Below are 24,331 nucleotides of genomic sequence, written 5' to 3'. Positions count from 1 at the left end.
TGCATGAACGAACCCGAAAAACCCTGGCTTATCAGGCGGCGCCTTGACGCCATCCCGTCCAGCCGTCCACTCCTTGAACGGCTTCTAGAGTGTAGTCTGGAGATTGCCGTTGCCCCTCAACACCGTCGCCGTCTCGTTCGACAAGGTCAGCAAGACCTTCGGCGACGTGCGCGCGGTCGACGGCATGGACCTGATCGTCCAGGACCAGTCGTTCTTCACCTTCCTTGGCCCTTCCGGCTGCGGGAAGACCACCTCGTTGCGCCTGATCGCGGGCTTCGACCAGCCGAGTGCCGGCAAGGTCAGGATCGGCGGCGAGAACATGGTGGGCATCCCGCCCTGGCAGCGGCCGGTCAACATGGTGTTCCAGTCCTACGCCCTGTTCCCGCACCTGTCCGTGTTCGACAATGTCGCCTACGGCCTGCGCCAGCGCCGCAAGCGTCCGGACCGCAAGGTGCTGGCGCGCCAGGTCGACAAGGTCCTGGAGCTGGTGCGGCTGCCCGGCTACGGCCGGCGTCGGCCGCACGAGCTGTCCGGCGGACAGCAGCAGCGCGTGGCGCTGGCCCGTGCCCTCATCAACAAGCCGCGCGTGCTGCTGCTGGACGAGCCGCTGGCCGCGCTCGACCGCAAGCTGCGGCGTGACATGCAGATCGAGCTGCAGAACCTGCAGCGCGACGTCGGCATCACCTTCGTCCTGGTCACCCACGACCAGGAGGAGGCGCTGTCGATGTCCGACCGGATCTGCATCATGCGTGCCGGCCGGATCGTGCAGGCCGGCAGTCCGACAGAGCTCTACGACGCGCCCGTGGATGGCTGGGTTGCTGACTTCGTCGGCAAGTCCAACTTCCTGAAGGGCAGGATCGCGGGCGACGCCTTGGAGGTGTCGGGCCTCCTGTTCGGCGGCCGCCGCCCTGCCGAGAGCAGCCCCCTCGGCCAAGAGGCCGTCCTCGCCATCCGCCCGGAGATGATCCGCCTCGTCCGCGGCCACGGCAGCGGGCTGGACGGCGTGGTCGCGAACCGGATCTTCCTGGGCGAGCATTCCGAATATCTGGTGGATGCCGGTGTTTTCGGCGATCTTCTCGTCATGGTGCCGAAGTCGATCGAGCAGGAACGCGGCGGCTTCGAGCGAGGTGATGAAGTATCCTTGCAATGGGATCCCCAGGCGGCCCTCATTCTCGCGCCTGGCACATGATCGGGGGAACGGACACATGGACCGCAAGGCATTCCTGCATGAGCTGCGCCGCTGGCAGAAGGGCTCCGTCTCCCGCCGGCATTTTTTCGGGGTGACCGGCCTCGGCACGGCCACGGCCGTGCTCGGCACCGCCATGCCAGGGCTCCGCAGCCGCCCGGCGCATGCCGCCGACCTCGGCAGCCAGCTGGCCCTCGCCACCTGGCCGAACTACCACAACCAGGCCAACCTCGATCAGTTCACGGCCGACACCGGCGTGGCGATCCAGCTGAACGCGTTCGGGTCCAACGAGGAGATGCTGGCCAAGCTCCAGGCCGGCGGGACCGGCTGGGATGTCCTCGTGCCGACCAACTACACGATCAGCACCTATGCAGAGCTGGGCCTGATCGAGCCGCTGGACCTGTCCAAGCTGCCGAACTTCGACCCGGCCACCAACGAGGCCCGCTTCATGGCGGAAGGCACCGTCGACGGGGTCGTGTATGCCGTGCCGAAGAACTGGGGCACCACCGGCTTCCTGGTGAACACGGCCAAGCTCACCAAGCCGCTGACGAGCTGGAAGGAATTCTGGGACGTGGCGCAGGCCGAGGCCAGCGGCCGGGTCATGGTGCACGACTACCAGCTGACCACCATCGGCAATGCGCTGATATATTTCGGCTACAGCTTCAACTCGGTCGACCCGAAGGAACTGGCCGACGCCGAGAAGCTGCTGCTCGACGCCAAGCCGCATCTGTTCGCGATCAGCTCCGACTACCAGCCCTCGATCCGTTCCGAGGATGCATGGATGACGGTCTGCTGGACCGGTGATGCCACCCAGCTTCGCCGCGACATGCCGGAACTCAGCTACGTGCTGGGCAAGGAAGGCGGCGAGATCTGGAGCGACTTCTTCGCGATTCCCAAGGAGGCGCCGAACAAGGCGGCCGCCTACGCCTTTATCGACTTCCTGCAGACCCCGGCCATCAATGCCGAGGAAGTCGAAGCGCACGGCTATCCGCCGATCGACTCGCGGGCGAAGGCGCTCCTGCCGCAGGAGATGGTGAACGATCCGGTGCTCTATCCGGCTGCGGATCTGCTCTCGGCGCTCGAGTTCGGTGCCGCGGCCACCCTCACCGATCCGAACCGGGCCGAGATCATGGCGCGATTCAAGGCGGCCTGACGCCATGGGCAGGCGCTGGAGCACCGCGTTTCTTCTCGCTCCGGCTTCTGCCTGGCTGTTCTTCCTGCTCGTCCTGCCGCTCGTGGTCATGCTGGTGTTCTCGCTGGGCGAGCGTGCGCCTGCGGGCGGCTACGCGCCCGCCCTGACACTGGCCCAGTACGCGAACCTGGGAGCGCGCAGCACCGCGTTCCTCAACACCCTCACCCTGGCGCCGCTCAGTACGGTCATCACGCTGCTGGCCGCCTATCCGCTGGCCTACTGGCTGGCCGTAAGTGCGCCCGAGCGCTGGCGCACGCTGCTGCTGGTCCTCGTCCTGGTGCCGTTCTGGACGAGCCTGCTGATCCGCATCTATGCCTGGATCTTCCTGCTCGGCTCCAAGGGCATCCCGTCCTGGCTGGCCATGCTGGGCCTGCCGGAGATCCGGCTCATCAATACGCCCTTCGCCGTCACCGTCGGCATCGTCTACGGCTATCTGCCGCTGATGGTCTTCCCGATCTATGTGGCGCTGGAGAAGCTGGACCGTCGCCTCCTGGAGGCATCGCACGACCTGGGGGCGGGACCCTGGCGGACCTTCCTGCAGGTCTCGCTGCCACTCTCGCTGCCGGGTGTGGTGACCGGTGCCGTGCTCGTGTTCATCCTGTTGATGGGCGAGTTCCTGATCCCGCAGCTGCTTGGCGGCGGAAAGGTCTTCTTCCTGGGCAACGCGCTGGTGGACCTGTTTCTGCAGTCCCGCAACTGGCCATACGGGGCGGCGATCGCGACGACGCTGGTGCTCGTCATGCTCGTCTCCGTCACCGTCGCCATGCGCCTGGGCATCCGGCGCTCGGGCCCGGCGGATCCCGCGGCATGAGGATCTACGCCGTTCTGGCCTTCCTGTTCCTGTACGGCCCGATCGTGCAGATCGTGATCTTCAGCTTCACGACCTCACGCTCCGCGCTGACCTTCGCCTGCTGTTCGACGGAATGGTACGGCAAGGCCTTGGGCAACCCGTTCGTGCTGAACGCGCTCGGCACCAGCCTGTTCGTGGCGCTCGTGTCCGCGATGCTGGCGACCCTTGCCGGAACGGCCGCTGCCTTGGGCCTGGAGCGGGTGAAGGGTACTTCCCGCCTCCTGCTGGACGGCCTGCTCTACGCGGCGCTGACCGTCCCCGGCATCGTCATCGGCATCGCCACCCTCATTGCCCTCGTGGCGCTGTTCGATCTGGCCAACCCGCTGCTAGTGGCCTGGTGGCCCGCTGAGCCACCGCCACGCCTGTCGCTCGGCAAGGGCTCGCTGATCCTGGCGCACGGACTGTTCGGGATGGCGCTGGTCGTGACGATCATCCGGGCCCGGCTGGCCACCATGGACCGGACCCTGGTCGATGCGTCCAACGACCTCTACGCATCGCCGACCGCCACCTTCCGCCAGGTCACCCTTCCGCTGCTGGCGCCAGCCATCCTGGCCAGCTTCCTCCTCTCCTTCACCTTCAGCTTCGACGACTTCATCGTCGCCTTCTTCGTCGCCGCGTCCGACACGACGCTGCCCATGTACGTGTTCGGCTCGATCCGCCGCGGCATCACGCCGGAAATCAACGCGATCGGAACGTTGGTGTTGTTCATCTCGTTGATGCTCATGATCCTGGCGCAGAGCATCTTGCGCCTTCGGAGCCGTCCGGCGAGATCCTCAGGCTAGGATAGAGAGGCCACATCATGGAATGGCGCAGCGGCAGACGCAGCGTGAACGTCGACGATCGGCGCGGTGCTGGCGGGATCGGCGGCATGGGACGCGGTCCGATGCGCGTCGGTGGCGCCGTGGGTGGCCTGGGCCTGGTCGCGGTGCTGGTGGTGTCGTGGGCGCTCGGTGTCGATCCGTCCCTGATCCTCGGCGCGATCGAAGGCGGTGGCGAGCAGACCGAATCGGCCGGACCGCGCCCGACCTCGCAGGCCGAGGACCAGTTGGCGGACTTCAGCCGGGTGGTCCTGGCCAGTACCGAGGATACCTGGAACCAGGTCTTCCAGCAGGACGGCCAGGCCTACCAGGAGCCGCGGCTGGTTCTGTTCACCGACTCCACCCAGTCCGCCTGTGGCTATGCGCAGGGCGCCACCGGCCCGTTCTATTGCCCGGGCGACCAGCAGGTCTATCTCGACCTGGGATTCTTCAACGAGCTGGCCACCCGCTTCGGCGCGCCGGGCGACTTCGCCCAGGCCTATGTGATCGCGCACGAGGTCGGCCACCACGTCCAGAACCTCCTGGGCATCCTGCCGCGCGTCCACGAAGCCCAGGCCCAGATGGACCAGGCATCGGCCAATGCCCTGTCCGTGCGGGTCGAGCTGCAGGCCGACTGCCTTGCCGGCGTGTGGGCGAGCCATGCCGACCGCGAGCGTGGCGTATTGGAGGCAGGCGACGTCGAGGAGGCCCTGGGCGCTGCCGCTTCGGTGGGCGACGACCGCATCATGCGCGCCGCCGGCCGCCGAGCCAGTCCTGAGAGCTTCACCCACGGCAGCTCAGAGCAGCGTGTCGAGTGGTTCACCCGTGGGCTCCAGACCGGCGACGTCTCCGCCTGCAACACCTTCGAGTAGGATCGGGGTTCAGACGGTCCCCTTGCCGGCGTCCGAGCCCTTCCTGGCCTGCCGTCGCTGCAGGAGCAGGACCGTTCCCAGGCACACGCCGATCACGCTCAGCGACAAGGCCGTCGTCATCGTGCCGAGCGCATAGATGACCGGCGTGGTGGCGTTCGTCTGCATGGCCTGCAGCTCGAGCGGAAGGGTGTTGAGCGCGCCCATGGCCTGCGAGCTGCGGGCAAGCTCGTCATAGGACAGGGTAAAGCCGAACAGCCCGACGCCGATCAGGGACGAGGCCACGATCGGCAGGATGACATAGCGGACCGTCTGCACGCCGGATGCGCCGAGGTCGCGGGCAGCCTCCTCCAGCCGTTTGTCGAAGCGATTGAACACCGCGAACATGATCAGGAGGCCGAAGGGCAGCGTCCAGGTAAGGTGCGCGCCTAGCCCCGCATTCCACCAGAAGCGCTCGATCCCCAGCAGCTCGAAGAGGGAGCCGATGCCCAGGCTCACCACGACCGACGGCATGATCAAGGACGCTACCACGACGTAGAACAGGAAGCCGGAGCCCCTGAAACGGTAGCGGAACGCGAGGCCGGCCAGGAAGGACAGCACCATGGTCAGGACGGTGACGATCAGGCCAAGCTGGATCGACCGGAAGAAGCTGCCGTGGATGTCGCCGATCGACTGCGCCTGGAACACCTGTCCAAACCAGTGCAGGCTGGTGCCGCGCATCGGGAACACGAGGCCGCCGGTCGGACCCTGGAACGACAGGATGGTGATCGTGATGGTCGGCCCGTAGAGGAAAAGCACGAACAGCACGAAGAAGAGCGACAGGAAGAAGAACGTCCTGGGATTGTTCTCGCGCAGCATGGCTCAGAGCTCCTTGCGCACGTCAACGATGCGCGACAATCCCACCATCATCAGGATGACGATGGTCAGGAGCACCATGGCGTTGGCGGCCGCGGGCGGAAACTGCAGGTAGTTGAGCTCGGTCGCGATCGACTTGCCGACGCTGGCGACGAGGCCGCCGCCCAGCACGGTCACCGTCACGAAGTCGCCCATCACGATCGTGAGCACGAAGATCGAGCCAATCGCGATGCCCGGGCGGCAGAGCGGGAGGATCACATGCTTGATCGTGGCCCACTCCGACGCACCACCGTCCCGTGCCGCCTCAATGAGCGACTTGTCGATGCGCACCATGGAATTGAAGATCGGGACCACCATGAAGACCGTGAACAGGTGCACGAAGCCCAGGATCACGGAGAAGTCCGAGTAGAGCAGCCATTCCTGCGGCTGGTCCACGATCCCCAGCGCCATCAGGGTCTCGTTCACGACACCATTGCGGCCAAGCAGCGGGATCCAGGAAATCATCCGGATCACGTTGCTGGTCCAGAACGGCACGGTGCAGACCAGGAACAGCACCATCTGCCAGGTCAATGTGCGAACGTAGAACGCCAGATAGTAAGCGACGGTAAAGCCGATCGCGAAGGTCAGTACCCAGACGATCAGGCAGTACTTGAATGTCGTGAGGTAGGTCTGCCAGGTCACCGCCTCCCCGAACACGTCCAGGTAGTTTTGGAACGTGAAGTCCGGGATCAGGATCTGATAGCTCTCGTAGTTGAAGAAGCTGACCACGATCACGAGCAGCATCGGGATGAGGAAGAACAACAGGAAGACGGCGGCCAGCGGTGCCACCAGCAGATAGGGCACCAGCCCACCTCCGAACCGTGCTGCGTTCGCCGCTGCGGCCGGCACCGCCGTTTCGGACACGATGGGAACGGAGATGGGCTGGGCACTCATGGGATCAGGCCGCCACGAACTCGTTCCACTTGCGCACCATGTAACGATCCTCGTCCATCACAGTGTTCCAGACGGTGACGTTGCCCATGCGCTCGTAGAAGGAGCCACCGTCGCGGATCTCGCCGGGCTTGGCCAGTTCCTCGCCCGTGGGCGACTTGATGGCTTCGACACAAGGCTTGCCTTCCATCCAATAGCCCCATTCGTCCGCGGTCATGTTCTCCTTCGCGGTATCGAGCACAGCCGTGTAGTAGCCTTGGCGGTTCAAGAACGCGCCGGCCCACCCCGACAGGAACCAGTTCACGAACTCGTAGCATGCATCCAGCGTCCGTCCCTCGACATGGGTCGGGATGCCGAGGCCGGCCGCCCAGGCGCGATAGCCCTCCTTGAGCGGCTGGTACACACATGGGATGCCCTGCTGGCGCACCTTGGTGATGGCCGGCGACCACATCGACTGGATCACGGTCTCGCCCGACGCCATCCAGTTGACGCTCTCGTTGAACTCCTTCCACAGGCCGCGGAACTGGCCGGCCTTCTTGGTCTCGATCAGGAAGGCGATCGTCTTGTCGATCTCCTGCTTCGTCATGTTGCCCATGTCGCCATACTTCACGATGCCGACGGCCTGGGCCACCTGCCCTGCATCCATGATTCCGATCGCCGGCACGTTCAGGATCGAAGCCTTGCCCTTGAACTCGGGATTGACCAGTTCGGCCCAGCTCTCGATCGGACGGCCGATCAGGTCCGGTCGGATGCCCAGCGTGTCCGCGTTGTAGACGGTCGGAATCAAGGTCATGAAGCCGGTCGGCTCTTCCACGAACTCGGTACTTTCCGCCTCGGGCAGGTAGCTCACCTTGATCGGCGCAATGCCGACGCGCGTGGTCTGGCTGCCGTCCGGCAGCTGGCCCTTGGTGAAGATCGGAACGATCTTGTCGTATTCCTTGACCTTCTTGACGTCCATGCCGCGCAGGTTGCCGGACGGGATGATCTTCTTGAGCATCCAGTACTCGGAATCGAGCATGTCGAAGCTGCTGGGCTGCGTCACCGCCCGCTTCACGACGTCATCGGAGGTGAGCGTCGTGTACTGGATGGTGATGCCGGTATCTTCCTTGCACTTGTCGGCAAGTTCCTTGAACGCGTTCACGCCCGTGCCAGCATAACGCAGCGTGATCGGCTCCTGGGCGTGCACATAGGGTGCTCCCAGCGTCGACGCCGCCGCCGCACCGCCCGCCAAAGTGGTCGCGGATTTCAGGAAGTCGCGCCGGCTGGCACCGCCGCTGCGATCGAAAAGCCGCCAAAATGTGGTCGCCATCGTATTCCCTCTTCCTCGGTTCGATCAGGTTCAATGAGCCAGACGGTGCATGTCCTGGGTGTGAAAGGCCGCGACGACCTCCGCACCGATGCCGACTGGTTGCGCGTTGAAAACATTGTCGGGCACCGACGCGGTGATGTCGGCGGCTCCTGGCCCGACCAGCCGCACATCCACACGGTCGCCCAGAAACTCGATGCTCCTGACCCGTGCCGGCAGGGCATGCTCGGCCTGGGGTGAGGCGCCGAGCACGATCCGGTCCGAGCGGACCGCCACAGGCACCGGCTCCCCGACGACGCTGCCTGGCAGGACGACGTGGCCGCCGATGAATCCGGCGACGAAGGCATCCGACGGACGGTTGAAGACATTGGCCGGCGTGTCGGCCTGCGCGATCCGGCCGTTGTTCATGACGACGACAAGATCGGACAGCGCCATCGCCTCGTCCTGGCTGTGCGTCACGTGCACGAAAGTCAGGCCCAACTCGGCCTGCAATCGCTTGAGTTCCTCACGCACGCGACCGCGCAGGAACGGATCCAGTGCCGAGAGCGGCTCGTCGAGCAGCAGGACCCTGGGGTTGGTCACCAGCGCCCGGGCCAACGCCACACGCTGCTGCTGGCCGCCCGAGAGTTGGGCCGGCATCCGTTCCGCATAAGAGGCCATGTGGACCCGCTCGAGCATGGCGGCAGCCGAACGATGCCGTTCCGGCTTATCGATACCTCGCATGCGGAGCGGGAACGCCACGTTGTCCAAAACCGTCAGATGGGGGAACAGCGCATAGGACTGAAACATCATCGCCGTCCCCCGCGCGGATGGCGGCAGCGTGTTCACGACCTTGTCGTGGATCAGGATATCGCCGCGGGTGATCCGCTCGTGGCCGGCGATCATCCGCAAGGTCGTGGTCTTCCCGCAACCGGATGGACCCAGCAGGCAGCAATAGGCACCCGCCGGGACCTGCAGGTCGATCTGCTCGACGGCCAGGGTCGCCCCATAGGCCTTCGTAACGCTGATCAACTCGACGGCGTAATTTGCCACCGGACATCTCCTTCGAGCCTGCCATCAAAGTAAGCAAAACGGATGCCAGGAGTCCCAGAGAAATGACGAAAGCGGCTTGGGGCAGCCCAGCCGTACGCAAGAACGAGGCAGGGTACCAAATCTGAATTTATAGAAATCTTTTGAACATGTAAGGTTTGGCCCCCCCGATAAGATGAACATTTCGTCATCTCAAGGTAGCGCCGCAACCACATCGTTCCATACATCCGCGCAGCGATGTAGCGTGTTTTTACTATCTGTTACCGGACAAACGATAGAGAAACTGGCTCTCGGCACAACAGAACTGCGGGTACGCAAGTTCAGACGGAGCTCTATCATCGCTCGGAATGGATCAAACCAGCAGGATCCGCGGGGGGATCATGGTGCGTGCTAGATCCATAGCGCTTCTGGCAGCGACGATGCTTGCCAGCGCAGCATTAACGGTGGCTGTTCCATCGGTGACTTTGGCAGCTGTCGATCTCGGCAATGTCGTGATCGCCCAGGAGGGCTGGCGCTACAACCTCACCATCATGCGCGAACAGGCGAAGACGAGCGCCTTCAAGGCGCAGCAATACCAGTATTATCTCACGAAGCTTCGGGTGACGGACGAGTACATCGTTGCTTACGCCGCAGCCGTTGCCGAGAAGTTCGGAACGTCGAGCCCTCCGCCGTCACCACCGCCACCGCCACCGCCACCGCCACCGGCCGTCGATCCCATTCTCGGCAATGTCGAGATCCGCAACGAGGGCTGGAGATACAATCTCACCATCATGAAGGTGCAGGCGCAGTACAGCGCAGCAAAGGCGGCAGAATACGTCTACTACCGTGACAAGAACAGGGTCACCGACGCGTACGTGGATGCTTACGCCCGGGCGGTCGCTGCAAAGTTTAATCCGGACGATGTCAGTAAGGACATCGTCGTTACCAAAAAGCCTGGCTTCAAGATCTACCGTGGCTTCCGCTTTAAGGAGATGCCGACCTACGCGAACTGTGGGCTGAGCGAAGAGCTGAAGATCCTGTATGAAGAAGAGCTGTTCGGGACCGCTTCCAAGGCTGTTCCCAACATCAGCTTGCTGCAGACGAAGGTGATCCCGTCCCTGCTAAAGCGGAACCCGAAATATGTCGTGATCGACATCGAGCACTGGGACCCCATCGCCGAGATGGACAAGCTCATCACGGTCATCCGGACGCTGAAGCAGGGGGTAAGGGCGGCCGGCAACACGACGATGCAGTTCGGGTACTACATGCTGGTCCCGATCCGCGATTATCTGGCGCCAACGACCAGGGAATCTCGGCCGGGCCGCTGGTCCAACTGGCTGCAGCAGAACGAGACGATGAAACGGCTGGCCGCCGAAGTCGACGTCGTGTTCCCCTCGCTCTACACGCCGGCGGAGAAGCGGGAAGACTGGCTGGAGTTCGCGCGGACGAACATCGCCGAAGCCAGGAAGTACGGAAAGCCGGTCATCGCCTTCATCTGGCCGCAGTACCACAACACCGCGATCGGCATCGGGACTACCTACCTGCCCGTCAACTACTGGGACCTGCAGATGAGGTATATCTACAACCTGGCCGACGGCATGGCGATCTGGGGATCCGTCGCCTTCCAGTCCAAGGGTTGGGATACCTGGGACAAGACCAAGCCCTGGTGGCCCTTCACCCGGCAGTTTGCGGCCAAGTACACGGACGTACCGCAGTCGAACGCCTGCGACGAGTAGGAGGTCTCAGAAGACGAGGGTCTCTCCTTGCCGAGGGGCCCTCATGCCTTTCACACACCGCTTGCCGAGCCGTACAGATGAACGCGGCGGACTCGAGGGCTATTCAACGCCCCTTCCAGGCCGGCTCCCGTTTTGCCGCGAATGCTGCCGGCCCCTCCTGTGCATCCTCCGAGCGCAGCATCGTCCGGTAGACCGGCAGCTTGTCATCATCCAGCAGCGCATAGGCCTGCTCCAGCGACAGGCCATCGGTCGCCTGCACGATCTCCAGCACCGAAGCCACGGCAAGCGGCGCGCCCGCAATGATGTCGCTGGCAATGGCACGCGCTGTCGCGAGCAGTTCGCCCCGAGCTACGACCCGGTTCACAAGTCCCCAGGCACATGCCTCCGATGCATCGAGCTTCTTGCCGGTCAGCAGAAGTTCCATCGCGCGCGCCTGGGGCAACCGTCCGGGAAGACGGAGGCAGGCGGCATCGGCGATCACGCCCACCTTCGTCTCCGGCAACCAGAACATTGCCTCGTCGACGGCCACCACCAGATGGCAGGCCAGGGCAAGCTCGAAGCCGCCACCGACCGCCATGCCGTTGACCGCGGCGATCACCGGCTTGCGAAGCCCCGGCAGGCGCGCGATGCCTCCAAATCCCCCTTTCCCGTAGTCGCTGTCCGGCGCTTCGCCGGCGGCGGCAGCCGACAGGTCCCAGCCTGCCGAGAAGAAGCGGTCGCCAGCTCCGGTCAGGATGGCCACCCGCAGATCGGGATCGTCCCTGAAGCCGGCGAACACCCGGCCCATGGCACGGCTCGTGGCAGCGTCGATCGCGTTCGCCTTGGGCCGGTCGATCGTCACCGTGAGAACGGGCCCGTCCACCTCGACCCGGATCGGCTCGGTCATCAGTCCACCATCCTCAGCAGCACATCCGCCGCAACCACGCCCTGCCCTTGCGGCAGAACGAGCAGCGGATTGACATCCAGTTCCACCACGCAGTCGACATGGTCCTCGACGAAGGCAGCGATGGCCAGCACGGCCTCCACGAGCGCAATCCGGTCACCCGGTGGCCTGCCTCGGTAGCCCTTCAGAAGGCGCGCGACCCGCAAGCCTTCCAGGGCCTTCTCCACGTCGGCACGCTCGACCGGGAAGAGCAGCGTTGCGCTGTCGTCCATCAGTTCCGCCAGCACGCCCCCCGCCCCGATGACGAGCACCGGCCCGAACTGCGGATCGCGCGCGACTCCCACGATCATCTCGGCGACGGTGCCGACGATCATTCGTTCCACCAGCACGCGATCACCCAGATGAGCCATGCTCATGGCAGCGGCGCTCACGCTGTCTTCGCTCTCCAGCCCCACTGCGACGCCACCGACGTCCGACTTGTGCGCGATGACCGGGTTGGCGGTCTTCACGACGACCGGCCAGCCGAGCTCGACAGCTACCGAGGCAGCCTCCTTGGCCACCGCCAGCCTGCCCGCCGGAACAGCCAGACCTGCCCGGGCCAGCATCGACTTGGCGGCCGCTTCGTCGAGCTGCCGAACCGGACCAGGCTTCGACTGGGGCAGTACGCGGACCGGTTTTCCAACGGGCGGCGGAAGCGACGCGGCTGCGATGGCCTCGATCGCCTCCGCGATTCCTTGGAGCGGAACGATGCCGGCCTCCATCGATCGTCGTCGACGATCGTCCGGGAAGCATTCCGGCAGTGTCGCAACGACGGCGGCGGCACAGCCCACCGATTTGGCCGCGGCGATCCAGGATTCCAGCGTAATGTCCCAGGAGGACAGATCAGACGCCGCACGGGTCGGATAATCTAGCACAAGCAGAGAGGTGTCAAAATTTTCCGCCAAGTAAGCGGAAAATGTCGCCGTCAGCCGCTGTCCGCTGCCCCAGATGAACGTATGGTAATCCATCGGGTTATCTGGAACGACCCGATGGTCCAGCGACGCCGCTACCACAGCCGATCGTGCCGCGCTCAGGCGGGGCAGCTCGAGCCCCTGGGCTTCGGCGAGATCGGCGACCAGCGCCGCTTCTCCCCCGCTGCAAGAAAGCGAACAGATCCTCCTCCCTGGCCGACGGCCATGAACATGCAGAAATTTCAACGTTTCCAGAAATCCTGCAATCGATGATGCCTGCGCGATCCCGAGCCGCCCGAAGAAGGCATCATGGACCCTGGATGACCCGGCCAGCGTGCTGGTATGGGTGACGGTGGCCCTGGCACCGGCATGCGACCGGCCGGTCTTCAGCACGACGACCGGCTTGCCGGCGGCCTGGACCTCCAGCGCTGCCTCGGCAAAGGCAGCGGGATCGTCGACGCCTTCCAGATGAAGGCCAATTGCGGAGACCTTTGGGTTCCTCGCCAGATGGCGCAGGAACGGGGTGGCGCCGAGTTGTGCCTGATTGCCCAGGCTCACGACCAAGCCGATCGGCACCGAGCGCTGCTGCATCGTGAAGTTGATCGCGATGTTGCCGCTCTGGCTGAGGATCGCCACGCCCCGGTCGAGATGCTCCACCCCATGCTCGTCCGGCCACAGCGCCACCCGGTTCAGGCCGTTGATGAGGCCGTGGCAGTTGGGTCCGAGCAGGGGCATGGCTCCAGCCGAGCGGACCAGTTCGGCCTGAAGGTCACGCTCCCCTGCCTCGGCGAACTCCGAGCTGAAGCAGACGACGCCACCGCACCCCTTGGCCTGCAATGTCGCCACCAGGCCCGGACAGGCCGGTGCCGGCACCGCGACGAAGGCCGCATCAATGCCGTCCGGCAGGTCGGCCACCTGAGGAACCGTTTGAATCCCGCCGATCTCGGACCGCGTGGGTGAGACCACATGGATCGCCCCTGCATAGCCGATCCGGCGCAGCTGGCCGATCGCCGGCATGGCGTAGCGCCCGGCGATGACCGCTACCGAGCTTGGCGCCAGCAGGCGGTCGAGCGCTCTCATGCGCCGAGCGGCCGGAGCATGGCGCGACTGATGATGTGCCGCTGGATCTCCGACGTGCCTTCCCAGATCCTCTCGACCCGGGCGTCACGCCAGATCCGCTCCAGCGGCAGGTCCTCCATCAGGCCCATGCCGCCGAAGATCTGCAGGGCCTCGTCCGCGATCCTGCCCAGCGCCTCGCTGGCCGCGAGCTTCGCCATGGCCGCATCCTCGTCCCGCATCGCTTTCTGGTCATGGCGCCAGGCTGCCCACAGGGTCAGCAGTTCCGCCTGCTGCAGCATGGTCTTCATGTCGGCCAGCTTGAAGCCGATGCCCTGGAACTTGCCGATCTGCTGGCCGAACTGCCGGCGCTGGGCAGCCCACTCGGTCGCGAGATCCAGGGCCCGGTGGGACCGGCCGAGACAGGTCGCGGCCACCTGCAGCCGCGTGGCACCCAGCCAGTCGTTCGCGACCTCGAACCCGCGGTGCGGCTCGCCCAGCAGCTGCCCGGCCGGAACCCTGCAGTTCTCGAAGCGCAGGCGGCAGTTGTGGTAGCCGCGATGGCTGACCGACACGTAGCCCGGCAGCACCTCGAAACCTGGGGTACCCTTGTCGATCAGAAACGACGTGATCCGCTTCTTGCGGCCCCGCGGCGTGTCCTCCTCGCCGGAGGCGGCGAACAGGATCACGAAATCGGCGAGGTCGGCATGGCTGATGAAGTGCTTCTCGCCGTCGATCACCCAGTCGCCGCCATCCTGCCGCGCGGTGCAGCGCATCGACCGGACGTCCGAGCCAGCTTCCGGCTCCGTCATGGCCAGGCAGTCGACCTTCTCGCCGCGGATGGCGGGGAAAAGATAACGCTCCCGCTGGTCGCCCACGCAGGCCTGCAGGATGTTGGAGGGGCGCGCCACGAGGTAGTGCAATGCATAGGACGCGCGGCCCAGTTCCCGGTCGACCAGGCACATGGAAACAGTATCCAGCCCGCCGCCACCCAGGTCCTCCGGCATGTTCGCGGCATAGAGCCCGGTTTCCAGGGCCCGGGCGATCACCTGCCGCACCAGGTCCGGCCGTACCGCCCGCGTCTGCTCCACTTCCTGCTCGTAGGGGTAGAGCTCCCGTTCGACGAAGGTGCGGGCCGTCTCGACGAGCATCTCCTGCTCGCTGGAGAGTCCGAAATTCATGGTCAGCCCTTTCGCCGGATGCCGATTGTCCGGCCGGCCTGGTCCGGCCGGGGCAGCAGCCGGTGGACGGCGGCAATGGCTGACAGTGCTTCGACGACATGCGGGCGGATAGGGGCCGCCCGCTGTGCCCTGCTATCCACGTGAAGCAGCATCTGCTCCGTCGTCGCCAGCAGTTCGCCGGTCTGGTCGTGGTACATCTCGTGGAACAGATGCAGGCGCTTCTCGTCGAGGTCGAGCACCCGGGTCGTGTAGCGCAGCCGGTCGCCGGTACCGACCTCTCTCAGATAGTTGATGTGGCTTTCGACCGTGTAGAAGCTGTTCCCCGCTGCACGGTAGTCCTCGTCGATCCCGATATAGCGGAACAGGGCATCCGAGGCGTCGCCGAACGCCCACAGATAGGAGCCCTCCGACATGTGGCCGTTATAGTCCACCCAGGCCGGGCTGACGCTGCCGCGATAAAGCTCCAGCGGTGCCGCCACCTCCGCACCCGGAGCCCAGCGCGCATACTCGATCTTGCCGTACAGCCGTGCCTCGTCGGCTGCCAGCGTGGCGCCAGCACCGATCTTGTGGGGGTGGAGGGCCCGGATCACGTCCACCAGGGCAGCGTCCCGCTCACGCTCCAGCTCCTTGATCGACCGCCCGGCCGCCTGGGCTTCGCAGCCCTCGACCATCCGCTCGATCAGTTCCTTCGTAAGCGTCGGCGCCTTCAGCTTCGTCCAGGGCCATTCGAGTGCCGGCCCGAACATCTCCAGCATCGCCCGCATGCCACCTTCGCCACCCGCCAGGTGGAAGATCAGGCAAGTACCCCAGAAGGACCAGCGCAACCCCGGCCCATAGGCGATGGCGGCGTCGATCTCGTCGGTGGACGCGACACCATCGTTCACCATGTGCAGGGCTTCCCGCCAGAGCGCTTCCTGCAGGCGGTCGGAGATATAGCCTTCGACCTCCTTGCGCACCTTGAGGGCATGCATGCCGATCGAGGTGTAGAAGGCCATGGCCCGGTCGACGACGGCCGGGTCCGTCCGCTGGCCGCCCAGCACCTCGCAGAGCGGCAGGAGGTAGACCGGGTTGAAGGGATGGCCGATCACCATCCGCTCGGGATGGGCCAGCCCTGCCTGGATCTCTGTCGGCAACAGCCCGGAGGACGACGAAGCCAGGATCACGTCTGGCCGCGCCACCCTGTCCATCGCCTGGAAGAGCTTCTGCTTGAGCTCGATGCGCTCCGGCGCAGATTCCTGGACGAAGTCCGCGACGCCGGCCACCTCCTCCAGGCTGTCGGTGAAGGTCAGCCTGCCCGGTGCCGGCAATGGCGCCTGGGTCAGCTTGGCCATGGAAGGCCAGGCGTTCTCGATGTTCGCCCGCAGCAGTTGCTCTGCCCCTGGCGAGGGATCGCTGGCGATGACGTCCAGCCCGCGGAACAGGCAGCGTGCCGCCCAGCCGGAGCCGATCACGCCGGTGCCGACCAGGCCCACGGTACGGATGGTCATGGGGCGGATCCTTCAGCGCTGCTTGGTCAGGCGGAGCTTCTCGCGGGCCTCGGCCGGGCCCAGCACTCGGCCTCCCAGCAGCCGGATGACTTCGCAGGCCCGGGTCACCAGGCTCTCGTTCGAGGCGTGGATGCCCTTGTCGAGCCAGATATTGTCCTCCAGCCCGACCCGCACATTGCCGCCAAGCAGCATGGCCTGCGCCACCATCGGCAGCTGCATCCGGCCGATCCCGAAAGCAGCGAAGCTGGAGCCGGGATGCAGCAGGTCACGCATCGCCGTCATCGCCCGGATGTCGGCCGGCGCCCCGAAGGGGATGCCCATGCAGAGCTGGAACATGGCCGGTGTCTCGATCAGGCCTTCCTCGATCAGCGTGTTCGCCATCCAGACATGGCCGAGCTCGAAGACTTCGATCTCCGGGCGGACACCCACGTCCTTGATGATCTTGGCCATCTGCCGGAGCTGATCGGGCGTGCTGACATAGGCCGACTGGGCATAGTTCATGGAGCCGCAGTCGAGCGTGCAGATCTCCGGGCGCAACTCGACCACGTGGCTCAGCCGGTCCTCCACGGATGCCATGTCGGTGCCGGGCCCGCCCCGCCACGGCTCGGCCGGATCGGGCACGAAGTCGCCGCCCATGCCGGCCGTGAGGTTCAGGACGACGTCGACCCCGGACGCGCGCACGCGTTCCACGACCTCACGGTAAAGATGAAGGGCACGGGCAGCCTTGCCGGTCTGCGGGTCTCGGACATGGACATGGGCAATGGCGGCTCCGGCCTTCGCGGCCTGGATGCAGGCCTGGGCGATCTGTTCCGGCGTGATGGGGATGGCCGGGTGCTTGCCGACGGTATCACCTGCTCCCGTCACCGCGCAGCTGACGATCACATCCCTGTTCATGCCGGCATCCTCTTGTCCGTTCCCATGAGGATGGCATGCCGCTGCACCCCGTGTTTGACGAATTCGGCAGGCTATCTGATCATCCGGGCATGCTCGCCACGAACCGATCGTCACCGGATCCCATCGGCTTCCTGCTGCTCGACCGCTTCTCGATGATGGCGTTCACCTCGGCCGTCGAGCCGCTGCGCGTGGCGAACCGGATGGCCGGCAGGGAGCTCTACCGGTGGCGGGTGTTCAGCCTGGATGGTCGGCCGGTCGAGGCCAGCAACGGCCTGTCGGTCGTGGCCCATCAGCCATTCGGTGCAGGCCTGGACGTCAGCTCGCTGATCGTGGTCGCGAGCTTCGAGCCCGAGCGGCATCTGGTCGGATCCACGATGGCGACGCTGCGCCGCCTGGCTCGCCATGGCGTGGCCCTGGGCGCCGCCGACACCGGTGCCTGGCCGCTGGCGGCGGCCGGTCTCCTGGACGGCTATCGGATCACGCTCCATTGGGAGGCAGCCCCCGCCTTCGCTGCCGCGTTCCCGAAGGTGGAGCTGAGCCCGAAGCTCTACCAGATCGACCGCGATAGGTTCACCAGCGCCGGCGGCACCTCGTCGTTCGACATGATGCTCTTCCTGATCGGACGACGGCATGGCGAGACCATCGCGCGGTCGGTCGCCGAACAGCTGGTGTCAGGGGCTTTGCGGGCCGGCGATGTTCCGCAGCGGCCCGAACTGGCTGCCAGGCTGGGTGTGCGGGACCGCCGCCTGAGGGCCCTGGTCGCTGAGATGGAACGGGATCCCGCTTCCACCTGGTCATTGACCTCGATGGCAGACTTCACTGGGCTGCCGGTACGCAGCCTGACCAGCCTGTTCCGGCGTGAGATCGGCACCAGCCCGCATCGCTTCATCCTGCAGCTGCGCCTGAACAAGGCCCGCCAGCGCCTGGCCGCCAGCGACCTGCCGGTCCGGGACATCGCGTTCGACTGCGGGTTTGCGAGCCTCGAGCACTTCGGGCGCAGCTTCCGCCGGCATTTCGGGACAGCACCCAGTGCCGCCCGCAGCCGCTGATCAACCGCCGCTGCGCTGCAGGATGAAGCGGAACACGCCCCCTGGCTCCTCATCGACGGCCACCAGCAGGTGACCGTTCGACTGGGCAAACTCCGGAAAGTCGCGCTTGGCCGCCGGATCGGTGGCCAGGACCTCGAGCCGATCTCCTGGTTCCATCGCCATCAAGGCCTTGCGCGCCTTCAGGACAGGCAGCGGGCAAGCCAGGTGCCTGGCGTCAACGACTCTCATTTCCTTCCCAACGCCCATCTGCACCTTCTCGCTGATCTGGCGCAGTGGTGCTACCCCCTGGGCCTGAGACAGGGCCAGAGGCGAATGATGCGTGTCTTCGGGATCGTCGGCTGGAAGAACAACGGCAAGACCACGCTGCTGGTCCGGCTGGTGGAGCATCTGACCAGGCAGGGGCTGTCCGTATCGACGATCAAGCATGCCCATCATGAGTGCGACGTCGACCAGCCCGGCAAAGACAGCTTTCGGCATCGCGAGGCCGGCGCTACCGAGGTGCTGCTGGCCACGTCCCGCCGCTGGATGCTGGTGCATGAACTGCGCGACGAACCCGAGCCGGAGCTTTCCGAGCTGCTCGGCAAGCTGGCGGCGGTGGACCTCGTGATCGTGGAAGGGTTCAAGCGTCATGCCCACCCCAAGATCGAGGTGCATCGAAAAGAGCGCGGCACGCCGCTCCTGGCCCATGAAGACCGATCGATCGTGGCGGTCGCATCGGACGAGCCGATCCCCGACTGTCCGGTGCCGGTGTTCGACCTGAACGACATCGAGGTCGCCACCGCCATCGTCCTGCGCTCGGTCGAGCTGGATACGCGTGCGTGAGCGGCTCACCTGGTCATGGGGCGCCGCCACGTGGCGACGCAATTGCAGAGCCGGTCAGCTACCAGGCTGCGCTCGGTCATTTCGAGAAGCGTGCAACCCCGGTGGAAGAGTGCGAGCCGGTTCGTCTCGAGCAGGCGCTGGGCCGGATCCTGGCCACGGACGTGGTCGCGCAGCGACCGGTGCCGGCTTTCGACAATGCCGGCGTCGATGGTCTGGCGTTCGCCTGGGCACCAGCCATGGCCGATGGCGGCAGGCTCGTCCTCGAGCCTGGCCGCAGCGCTGCTGGCCATGGCTTTCCGCACCATGTGCCGGCCGGCCATGCGGTCAGGATCCTGACCGGCGCGCCTCTGCCCGATGGTACCGACACCGTCGCTCCCATCGAACGATGCAGGGTCGAGGAGGACCATGTCCATGTGCTTGCCGGCCTGGTCCATGGCGCCAATCGCAGGTTGAAGGCGGAGGATGTGGCCGCCGGAGCCCGGCTGATCACGGCCGGAACCCGCCTGGACCCGAGGCACATAGCAGTCGCAGCGTCACTTGGTCTGGACCAGCTGGTCGTGTACCGGCGCCTGCGGGTCGCCTTGTTCTCGACAGGAGACGAACTCCTTCGTGTCGGGGATCCGTGGCAGGAAGGCCGCGTCTACGACGCGAACCGCCCGCTGCTCGCCGCCATGCTCCGGGACCTGCCGGTCGACCTCGTGGACTGCGGCATCGTACGCGACGACCGGGCGAGCGTCGCTGCCCTTCTGGACGGTCAGGCGGATGTCGATGTGGTGCTGAGCACTGGCGGAGCGTCGCGCGGCGACGAGGACCATGTGGCATCGCAGCTGGCCGAGCGGGGCTGGCTGGATTTCTGGCGGGTGGCACTTCGCCCGGGCCGGCCCCTGGCCATGGGAGCGAACAGCACCACGGTCTTCATCGCCCTGCCGGGCAATCCCGTCGCGGCAGCGCTTGCCTTCCTCCGCTTCGCCCGGCCGCTGCTGCTGGGCCGTGCCGGCGCCGGCTGGCATCTGCCGGCCCGCCAGGAAATCCGGACGGGCACCAGGCTGGAACGCCGGTCGCACCGGACGGAACTGATCCGGTGCCGCCTGTCGCAATCCGATGACGCCCACCCAGTGCTCCACCCGGTCGCCCGCGAGGGTTCCGGCCTGCTCACCACCCTGCTCGAGGCCGACGGCGTGGCGGAGATCGAGGCTGGCGACGGCAGCATCCTGCCAGGCGAACCAGTCCCATACCTGAGCTGGCAGGCCCTGGGTCTCAACTGTTAGTTGATGACGTGCCTTGACGGGAGCATGCGCCGGCAGTCATCTTGAGGTGATGGCCTTCCGGCGGAAGGTGCCGCCGTTTCCGGCAGGGCAACACCATGCATCGAGACGAGCTGACCCTGGATCATGCCGCCCTCCTGGTGCGACGCCTTGATCTGGCAGCGGAAGCCTTCGAGCGGTTGGGTTTTCGCCTGACAAGACGGTCTGTCCACGAGGGACAGTTGGAGCCTGGCGGCCCCACGGTCGTCTGGGGAACGTCCAGCCGGTGCGCCATGTTCCAGGACAGCTACCTGGAGTTGATCAGCGCCTCCAGCGATACTGCCTATGGCCGCGGTGTCGCGTCCCGGGCGGAGCAGCGCGAAGGTATCCATCTGGTCGCCCTCGGAACGAACGATCTGGCCCAGACATACAGCGCGCTGGCCGGGCGCCTTGTGGGCCTGGAACCTCCCGTGTCCGTCAGGCGTGCATGGCCAGTCGGCGAAGGAACAGAGCTGGCCCTGTTCCGGATGGCCCATCTGGAGGGGCAGGAGTGGCCTGAGGCGGATCTCGTCCTTGTCGAACACCGTACGCCAGATGTCCTGTGGCAGTCGGGGGCCATGGAGCATCCCAATACTGCCATCGCCCTCTCGTTCATCGTCATCGCGTCGAACGACCCCAGGCGCAGCCGCCAGCGCCTCGGCAGGCTGATCGGCAATCCGGTCGGTCCTGTGCTCAAGCTGAAGCGGGGGCGATTATCCATTACCGATCCGGTGGGCCTGACCCGTCGCTATCCCGGTGCAGCCGCAACAGGTGCACCTTTCCCGGCCGCCCTTGGCATTCGTGTCCGCGACCTGGAAGCCGCGCGGGACATCCTGGCCTCGAACCGCGTGCCCCATCTCCGCTCGCCGAACAACTCGATCTGGGTAGGGCCGATGCAGGCCGGTGGTGCAGTGGTGGAGTTCGTCGAGGATCAGCCGGTTCGGTGACGCAGGAAGAACGATAACAGAGCGGCAGCGGTAAGCTCGGGCTGCTCCTCCGGGAGAAAATGGCCGCAGGGAAGCAGCTCGCTACTGACTGGCCCCGCCGCCTTTTCCTGCCAGGTCGCAGGCACATCGAAGTGACGGTGCATTAACCCACGCTCGCCCCAAAGGACGAGGAGCGGGCAACGGATCCGCTGCGAATCATCCGCGCGGTCATCATCGAGGTCGATCGTGGCGGCCGCACGATAATCCTCGCAGGAACCATGAACGACCGCAGCCTCGCGAAACGCCGCGACATAGGCGTCGACAGCCTCCGGCGCGAAGGCCGCAAGGCCGCTCCCCGACCAGCGGCTGAGCTTGCTGGTGACCCAGAACTCGGGATCGGCCGAGATCATGCGCTCTGGCAGCGGCGGCGACTGGATCAGGAAGAACCAGTGGTAGTAGCCGGTTGCCAGCGCCTGGTCGGTCGCCTCGAAGACGGTGCGGGTCGGGACGATGTCGAGAACGGCGGCAGACGAGACCAAGTCCGGATGATCGAGGCACAATCGGTGCAGCACACGGCCGCCACGGTCGTGGCCAGCGGCTGCGAACCGGCTGAAACCCAGTTCCTGCATCACCGCCACCAGGTCTGCCGCCATGGCGCGCTTGCTGTAGGCGCGATGATCGTCATCGCTTGGGGGGCATTCCGACGCTCCATAGCCTCGCAGATCGGGGCAGATGACCGTGAAATGCCGTGCCAGGACCGGAGCCACCCGATGCCACATCATGTGGGTCTGCGGATAACCATGGAGGAGGAGCAGAGGCGGGCCTCCTCCACCCATGGCGACATGCAGTTCCGCACCTGAACCGCGGACACGGCGCACCGGAAAACCTGCGATCATGAGCGGTACCTCGAGCTGTCCTGAAGGCAGTCCATCCGGCGATTCCGATCCGCCATTGTCCACCGGTGGCGGCGCCTCATTTCCATGAAAAAATCTCCATCCACCATGCAGCAGTTTCCATACTGCATTGCACAAATGGCGGTTCCGGCTGCCCAAGCGCGCGCCATATACCGTCACGAGAGATGCAGCACCGTCAGACACCGACAAGGAGTCGGCGATCGCGGGCTGCCAACGATGAAGTAGTATCCAGCCATGTCGATCGAGTTCATCAACCCTTACAGCGTTCTGGCGACCACGGCCGTGGCCTCCTGGCAGCTGCGCAACGCGACGTCGGCGCGTGCGTCCGAGGGTCTGTTTGAGACCGTGAAGCGCTGGTGGCTGTATCGTCAGACCATGAACGAGCTTTCGCGTCTTTCCGACCGTGAGCTCAATGACATCGGGGTCATCCGTTCCGACATCGAGACCGTGGCGACGAAGGCGGCCAGCCGCTGACGCCTTGCAGCGCTGACAACAGCTGCACGCATCCTGGCCAGGGATAATCCATCATCCTGGCCACACCAGCAGCAGGCTGAAGGTGCCGAGAGGCCCTTCGGCCTTGCTGCGTTGGCTGCAAGGCCGGCACCGGACGGCTAGCTGCTGGCCGGCCCGATCACGAACCTCGCCTGTCCGACAGCTTCAATGGCGACTTCCACTTGGTCGCCAGCCACCAGCGCGGCAACGCCCGCAGGCGTCCCGGTCATGATCAGATCGCCGGTCAGTAGCCGGTCATAGCGGGAGAGTTCGGCGACGATCTCGTCCACGCTCCAGATCATGTCGGCCAGATCGCCCGACTGGCGGACAGCACCGTTGACCTTCAATTCAATCCTGCCACGGCGCGGATGGCCGATCTCGCTTGGTGCGTGCAGCGTGCCGATCGGTGCAGCGCCGATCCATGACTTGGCCAGCGTCCATGGCCGCGCCTGCTTCTTGGCGACCGCCTGCAGGTCGCGGCGCGTCAGGTCGATCCCCACCGCATAGCCTGCGATGTGCGAGCGTGCGGCATCGACCGCGATGTCCGCGCCATCCCGTCCGATCGCCACGACTAGCTCCACCTCGTGATGAAGATCGCTGGTCATCGGCGGATAGGGAACCTCCGGCCCCAGCGTGAGCGCCTCGGCCGACTTGGCGAAGAAGAAGGGCGGCTCGCGGGCATCATGTCCCATCTCCTTGGCATGCTCCGCATAGTTGCGGCCGACGCAGAAGACCCGGCGTACCTCGAGAGCGCCACCGGTTGCGAAAGGAAGATGGTTCATCGAGCGATCCCTGGAGACATCCTTGGCGTGCCGTGCCACCCGGCGATCATGGCCACCGCGGATCCGACACCCCAAGGATTAGCCCTGCCAGCCGCTAACACCAACCCACTGGCATATATTGACAGTGATACTGCCATCTTCTAAGAAACTGGCAGTTTTACTGCCATGATGAGGTTCCTGCATGTGGAATGAACCTGCTGCCGTTGGTGTCGCGCGCCTTGACGATGTCATTCCGTGGCGGGTGCTGGGCGACGACGTACGTCACCTCGGCGGAGGACCCGGGCAACCTTGGAGCCTATTCGAAATCAGGACCGACGGCCCGATGGGGCCTCCCCCGCATCGTCATGTCTGGGAGGAACTTTTCCTTGTGACCGCGGGCAGGCTCGAACTGTTCGACGGTCAGCGCTGGCTGGTGGCTGAGCCCGGCACGCTGGTGCGATTGCCTTCCTTCAGCCTGCACACCTATCGTGCCTCGACGCCAGGTACGCGTTTTCTGGCACTAATCTCCCCAGGTGGCTCCGAGACCTTCTTTCGGGATCTGGCGGACCAAGTCGTCATGATGCCACCTGATCCTGCCCTCGTCATGGCGATCTGCGCCCGCCATGGAGTCGAGATCGTCCCTGGCGAAGAAGCCGAATGACGGGAGCGGACCAGCGCACGTGCGAGGCGTTGCCTGTCGGACGTCGCGCCCAGCGCCGGCAAGCCGTCATCGACCAGATCGGTGATGCGGCCATCGCCGTCATCCAGAGCCACGGCATTGACGGGCTCACCTTTGCGGCGGTAGCGGCCGAGGCCGACCTGCCGGAGCGTACGCTCTACCGGTACGCCGCCAACAGGAGCCGGCTGCTGGAGATCGTCTGGAGCCGCTTGAACCTGCACCTGG

The 24,331-nt window shown here is 65.4% G+C and carries 25 protein-coding genes; 13 read left to right on the top strand and 12 right to left on the bottom strand.

What is annotated here, in order from left to right; genetic code table 11:
* Window positions 1-184 precede the first annotated feature (184 nt).
* From VHL31_RS09345 to ypfJ, 5 genes are read left to right on the top strand one after another with little or no spacing between them, the layout of a single operon-like run.
* On the top strand, window positions 185-1,189 hold the full coding sequence (locus VHL31_RS09345; protein ID WP_414653686.1) for an ABC transporter ATP-binding protein: 1,005 nt from the start codon (window positions 185-187) through the stop codon (window positions 1,187-1,189).
* A 16-nt stretch (window positions 1,190-1,205) separates the two neighbouring features.
* Window positions 1,206-2,339 (top strand): spermidine/putrescine ABC transporter substrate-binding protein, encoded by a 1,134-nt coding sequence (locus tag VHL31_RS09340; protein WP_329660936.1) that lies wholly within the window; start codon window positions 1,206-1,208, stop codon window positions 2,337-2,339.
* A 4-nt stretch (window positions 2,340-2,343) separates the two neighbouring features.
* A complete protein-coding gene (locus VHL31_RS09335) occupies window positions 2,344-3,189 on the top strand; it encodes an ABC transporter permease (protein ID WP_329660935.1) in 846 nt (281 codons plus the stop codon).
* A complete protein-coding gene (locus VHL31_RS09330) occupies window positions 3,186-4,010 on the top strand; it encodes an ABC transporter permease (RefSeq protein WP_329660934.1) in 825 nt (274 codons plus the stop codon). The genes VHL31_RS09335 and VHL31_RS09330 overlap by 4 nt, the downstream gene beginning before the upstream one ends.
* Window positions 4,011-4,027: 17 nt before the next feature.
* Window positions 4,028-4,897: a KPN_02809 family neutral zinc metallopeptidase gene (gene ypfJ, locus VHL31_RS09325; protein WP_329660933.1), complete on the top strand. Its 870-nt coding sequence runs from the start codon at window positions 4,028-4,030 to the stop codon at window positions 4,895-4,897.
* Between the two features lie 9 nt (window positions 4,898-4,906).
* On the opposite strand, the gene VHL31_RS09320 is transcribed toward ypfJ, so the two are convergent.
* The 4 genes from VHL31_RS09320 to VHL31_RS09305 are packed head-to-tail and all read right to left on the bottom strand — an operon-like array spanning window position 4,907 to window position 9,017.
* The gene (locus tag VHL31_RS09320) at window positions 4,907-5,752 is read right to left on the bottom strand and encodes an ABC transporter permease (protein WP_329660932.1); all 846 of its coding nucleotides are present in this window, start codon (window positions 5,750-5,752) and stop codon (window positions 4,907-4,909) included.
* 3 nt (window positions 5,753-5,755) lie between these two features.
* Complete coding sequence (locus tag VHL31_RS09315; protein WP_329660931.1) at window positions 5,756-6,682, bottom strand: ABC transporter permease; 927 nt, start codon at window positions 6,680-6,682, stop codon at window positions 5,756-5,758.
* Window positions 6,683-6,686: 4 nt separating this feature from the next.
* Window positions 6,687-7,988: a PotD/PotF family extracellular solute-binding protein gene (locus VHL31_RS09310; protein ID WP_329660930.1), complete on the bottom strand. Its 1,302-nt coding sequence runs from the start codon at window positions 7,986-7,988 to the stop codon at window positions 6,687-6,689.
* Between the two features lie 30 nt (window positions 7,989-8,018).
* Window positions 8,019-9,017, bottom strand: coding sequence for an ABC transporter ATP-binding protein (locus tag VHL31_RS09305; RefSeq protein WP_329660929.1), 999 nt, complete (start codon window positions 9,015-9,017; stop codon window positions 8,019-8,021).
* A gap of 455 nt (window positions 9,018-9,472) precedes the next feature.
* Here VHL31_RS09305 and VHL31_RS09300 point away from each other — a divergent pair, with 455 nt between their 5' ends.
* Window positions 9,473-10,729 (top strand): hypothetical protein, encoded by a 1,257-nt coding sequence (locus tag VHL31_RS09300; RefSeq protein ID WP_329660928.1) that lies wholly within the window; start codon window positions 9,473-9,475, stop codon window positions 10,727-10,729.
* A gap of 103 nt (window positions 10,730-10,832) precedes the next feature.
* Here VHL31_RS09300 and VHL31_RS09295 read toward each other — a convergent pair whose 3' ends face one another.
* Genes VHL31_RS09295 through VHL31_RS09275 form a run of 5 tightly spaced genes read right to left on the bottom strand, consistent with a single transcriptional unit; the run spans window position 10,833 to window position 17,180 of the window.
* On the bottom strand, window positions 10,833-11,615 hold the full coding sequence (locus tag VHL31_RS09295) for an enoyl-CoA hydratase-related protein (RefSeq protein ID WP_329660927.1): 783 nt from the start codon (window positions 11,613-11,615) through the stop codon (window positions 10,833-10,835).
* Complete coding sequence (locus tag VHL31_RS09290) at window positions 11,615-13,642, bottom strand: acetate--CoA ligase family protein (RefSeq protein WP_329660926.1); 2,028 nt, start codon at window positions 13,640-13,642, stop codon at window positions 11,615-11,617. The genes VHL31_RS09295 and VHL31_RS09290 overlap by 1 nt, the downstream gene beginning before the upstream one ends.
* Window positions 13,639-14,799, bottom strand: a complete 1,161-nt coding sequence (locus tag VHL31_RS09285) for an acyl-CoA dehydrogenase family protein (protein WP_329660925.1) — start codon at window positions 14,797-14,799, stop codon at window positions 13,639-13,641. The genes VHL31_RS09290 and VHL31_RS09285 overlap by 4 nt, the downstream gene beginning before the upstream one ends.
* 2 nt (window positions 14,800-14,801) lie before the next feature.
* Complete coding sequence (locus VHL31_RS09280) at window positions 14,802-16,286, bottom strand: L-carnitine dehydrogenase (protein WP_329660924.1); 1,485 nt, start codon at window positions 16,284-16,286, stop codon at window positions 14,802-14,804.
* A 12-nt stretch (window positions 16,287-16,298) separates the two neighbouring features.
* Window positions 16,299-17,180: a 3-keto-5-aminohexanoate cleavage protein gene (locus tag VHL31_RS09275; protein WP_329660923.1), complete on the bottom strand. Its 882-nt coding sequence runs from the start codon at window positions 17,178-17,180 to the stop codon at window positions 16,299-16,301.
* A gap of 89 nt (window positions 17,181-17,269) precedes the next feature.
* On the opposite strand from VHL31_RS09275, the gene VHL31_RS09270 reads away from it, so the two are divergent.
* Window positions 17,270-18,229 (top strand): GlxA family transcriptional regulator, encoded by a 960-nt coding sequence (locus tag VHL31_RS09270; RefSeq protein ID WP_329660922.1) that lies wholly within the window; start codon window positions 17,270-17,272, stop codon window positions 18,227-18,229.
* Here VHL31_RS09270 and VHL31_RS09265 read toward each other — a convergent pair whose 3' ends face one another.
* Entirely contained in the window at window positions 18,230-18,457 is a 228-nt protein-coding gene (locus VHL31_RS09265; protein ID WP_329660921.1) for a sulfurtransferase TusA family protein, read from the bottom strand.
* Between the two features lie 87 nt (window positions 18,458-18,544).
* Here VHL31_RS09265 and mobB point away from each other — a divergent pair, with 87 nt between their 5' ends.
* The 3 genes from mobB to VHL31_RS09250 all read left to right on the top strand — a co-directional run bounded on the left by mobB (window position 18,545) and on the right by VHL31_RS09250 (window position 21,281).
* Window positions 18,545-19,051 (top strand): molybdopterin-guanine dinucleotide biosynthesis protein B, encoded by a 507-nt coding sequence (mobB, locus tag VHL31_RS09260; RefSeq protein ID WP_349262401.1) that lies wholly within the window; start codon window positions 18,545-18,547, stop codon window positions 19,049-19,051.
* Window positions 19,048-20,319, top strand: coding sequence for a molybdopterin molybdotransferase MoeA (locus VHL31_RS09255; protein ID WP_329660919.1), 1,272 nt, complete (start codon window positions 19,048-19,050; stop codon window positions 20,317-20,319). Before mobB ends, VHL31_RS09255 begins: the two co-directional genes overlap by 4 nt.
* A 95-nt stretch (window positions 20,320-20,414) precedes the next feature.
* Window positions 20,415-21,281: a VOC family protein gene (locus tag VHL31_RS09250; RefSeq protein ID WP_329660918.1), complete on the top strand. Its 867-nt coding sequence runs from the start codon at window positions 20,415-20,417 to the stop codon at window positions 21,279-21,281.
* Here the strand turns inward: VHL31_RS09250 and VHL31_RS09245 are convergent.
* Window positions 21,266-22,156 (bottom strand): alpha/beta hydrolase, encoded by an 891-nt coding sequence (locus VHL31_RS09245; RefSeq protein ID WP_329660917.1) that lies wholly within the window; start codon window positions 22,154-22,156, stop codon window positions 21,266-21,268. The genes VHL31_RS09250 and VHL31_RS09245 overlap by 16 nt on opposite strands.
* A 351-nt stretch (window positions 22,157-22,507) precedes the next feature.
* Between VHL31_RS09245 and VHL31_RS26915 the strand changes: the two genes are divergently transcribed.
* A complete protein-coding gene (locus tag VHL31_RS26915) occupies window positions 22,508-22,648 on the top strand; it encodes a DUF1127 domain-containing protein (protein WP_414653684.1) in 141 nt (46 codons plus the stop codon).
* A 137-nt stretch (window positions 22,649-22,785) separates the two neighbouring features.
* Here VHL31_RS26915 and VHL31_RS09235 read toward each other — a convergent pair whose 3' ends face one another.
* A complete protein-coding gene (locus VHL31_RS09235) occupies window positions 22,786-23,448 on the bottom strand; it encodes a fumarylacetoacetate hydrolase family protein (protein ID WP_329660915.1) in 663 nt (220 codons plus the stop codon).
* A 181-nt stretch (window positions 23,449-23,629) separates the two neighbouring features.
* Here VHL31_RS09235 and VHL31_RS09230 point away from each other — a divergent pair, with 181 nt between their 5' ends.
* Complete coding sequence (locus VHL31_RS09230; protein WP_329660914.1) at window positions 23,630-24,088, top strand: cupin domain-containing protein; 459 nt, start codon at window positions 23,630-23,632, stop codon at window positions 24,086-24,088.
* The coding region (locus VHL31_RS09225) for a helix-turn-helix domain-containing protein (RefSeq protein WP_329660913.1) at window positions 24,085-24,331 on the top strand (247 nt) is incomplete at its 3' end. The genes VHL31_RS09230 and VHL31_RS09225, both read left to right, overlap by 4 nt.

Origin of the sequence: Geminicoccus sp. (genome assembly GCF_036263595.1) — a bacterium.
Classification (GTDB): Bacteria; Pseudomonadota; Alphaproteobacteria; order Geminicoccales; family Geminicoccaceae; genus Geminicoccus.
The sequence above is the reverse complement of the archived record's forward strand: the minus strand, read 5'-3'. Positions and strand labels throughout refer to the sequence as shown.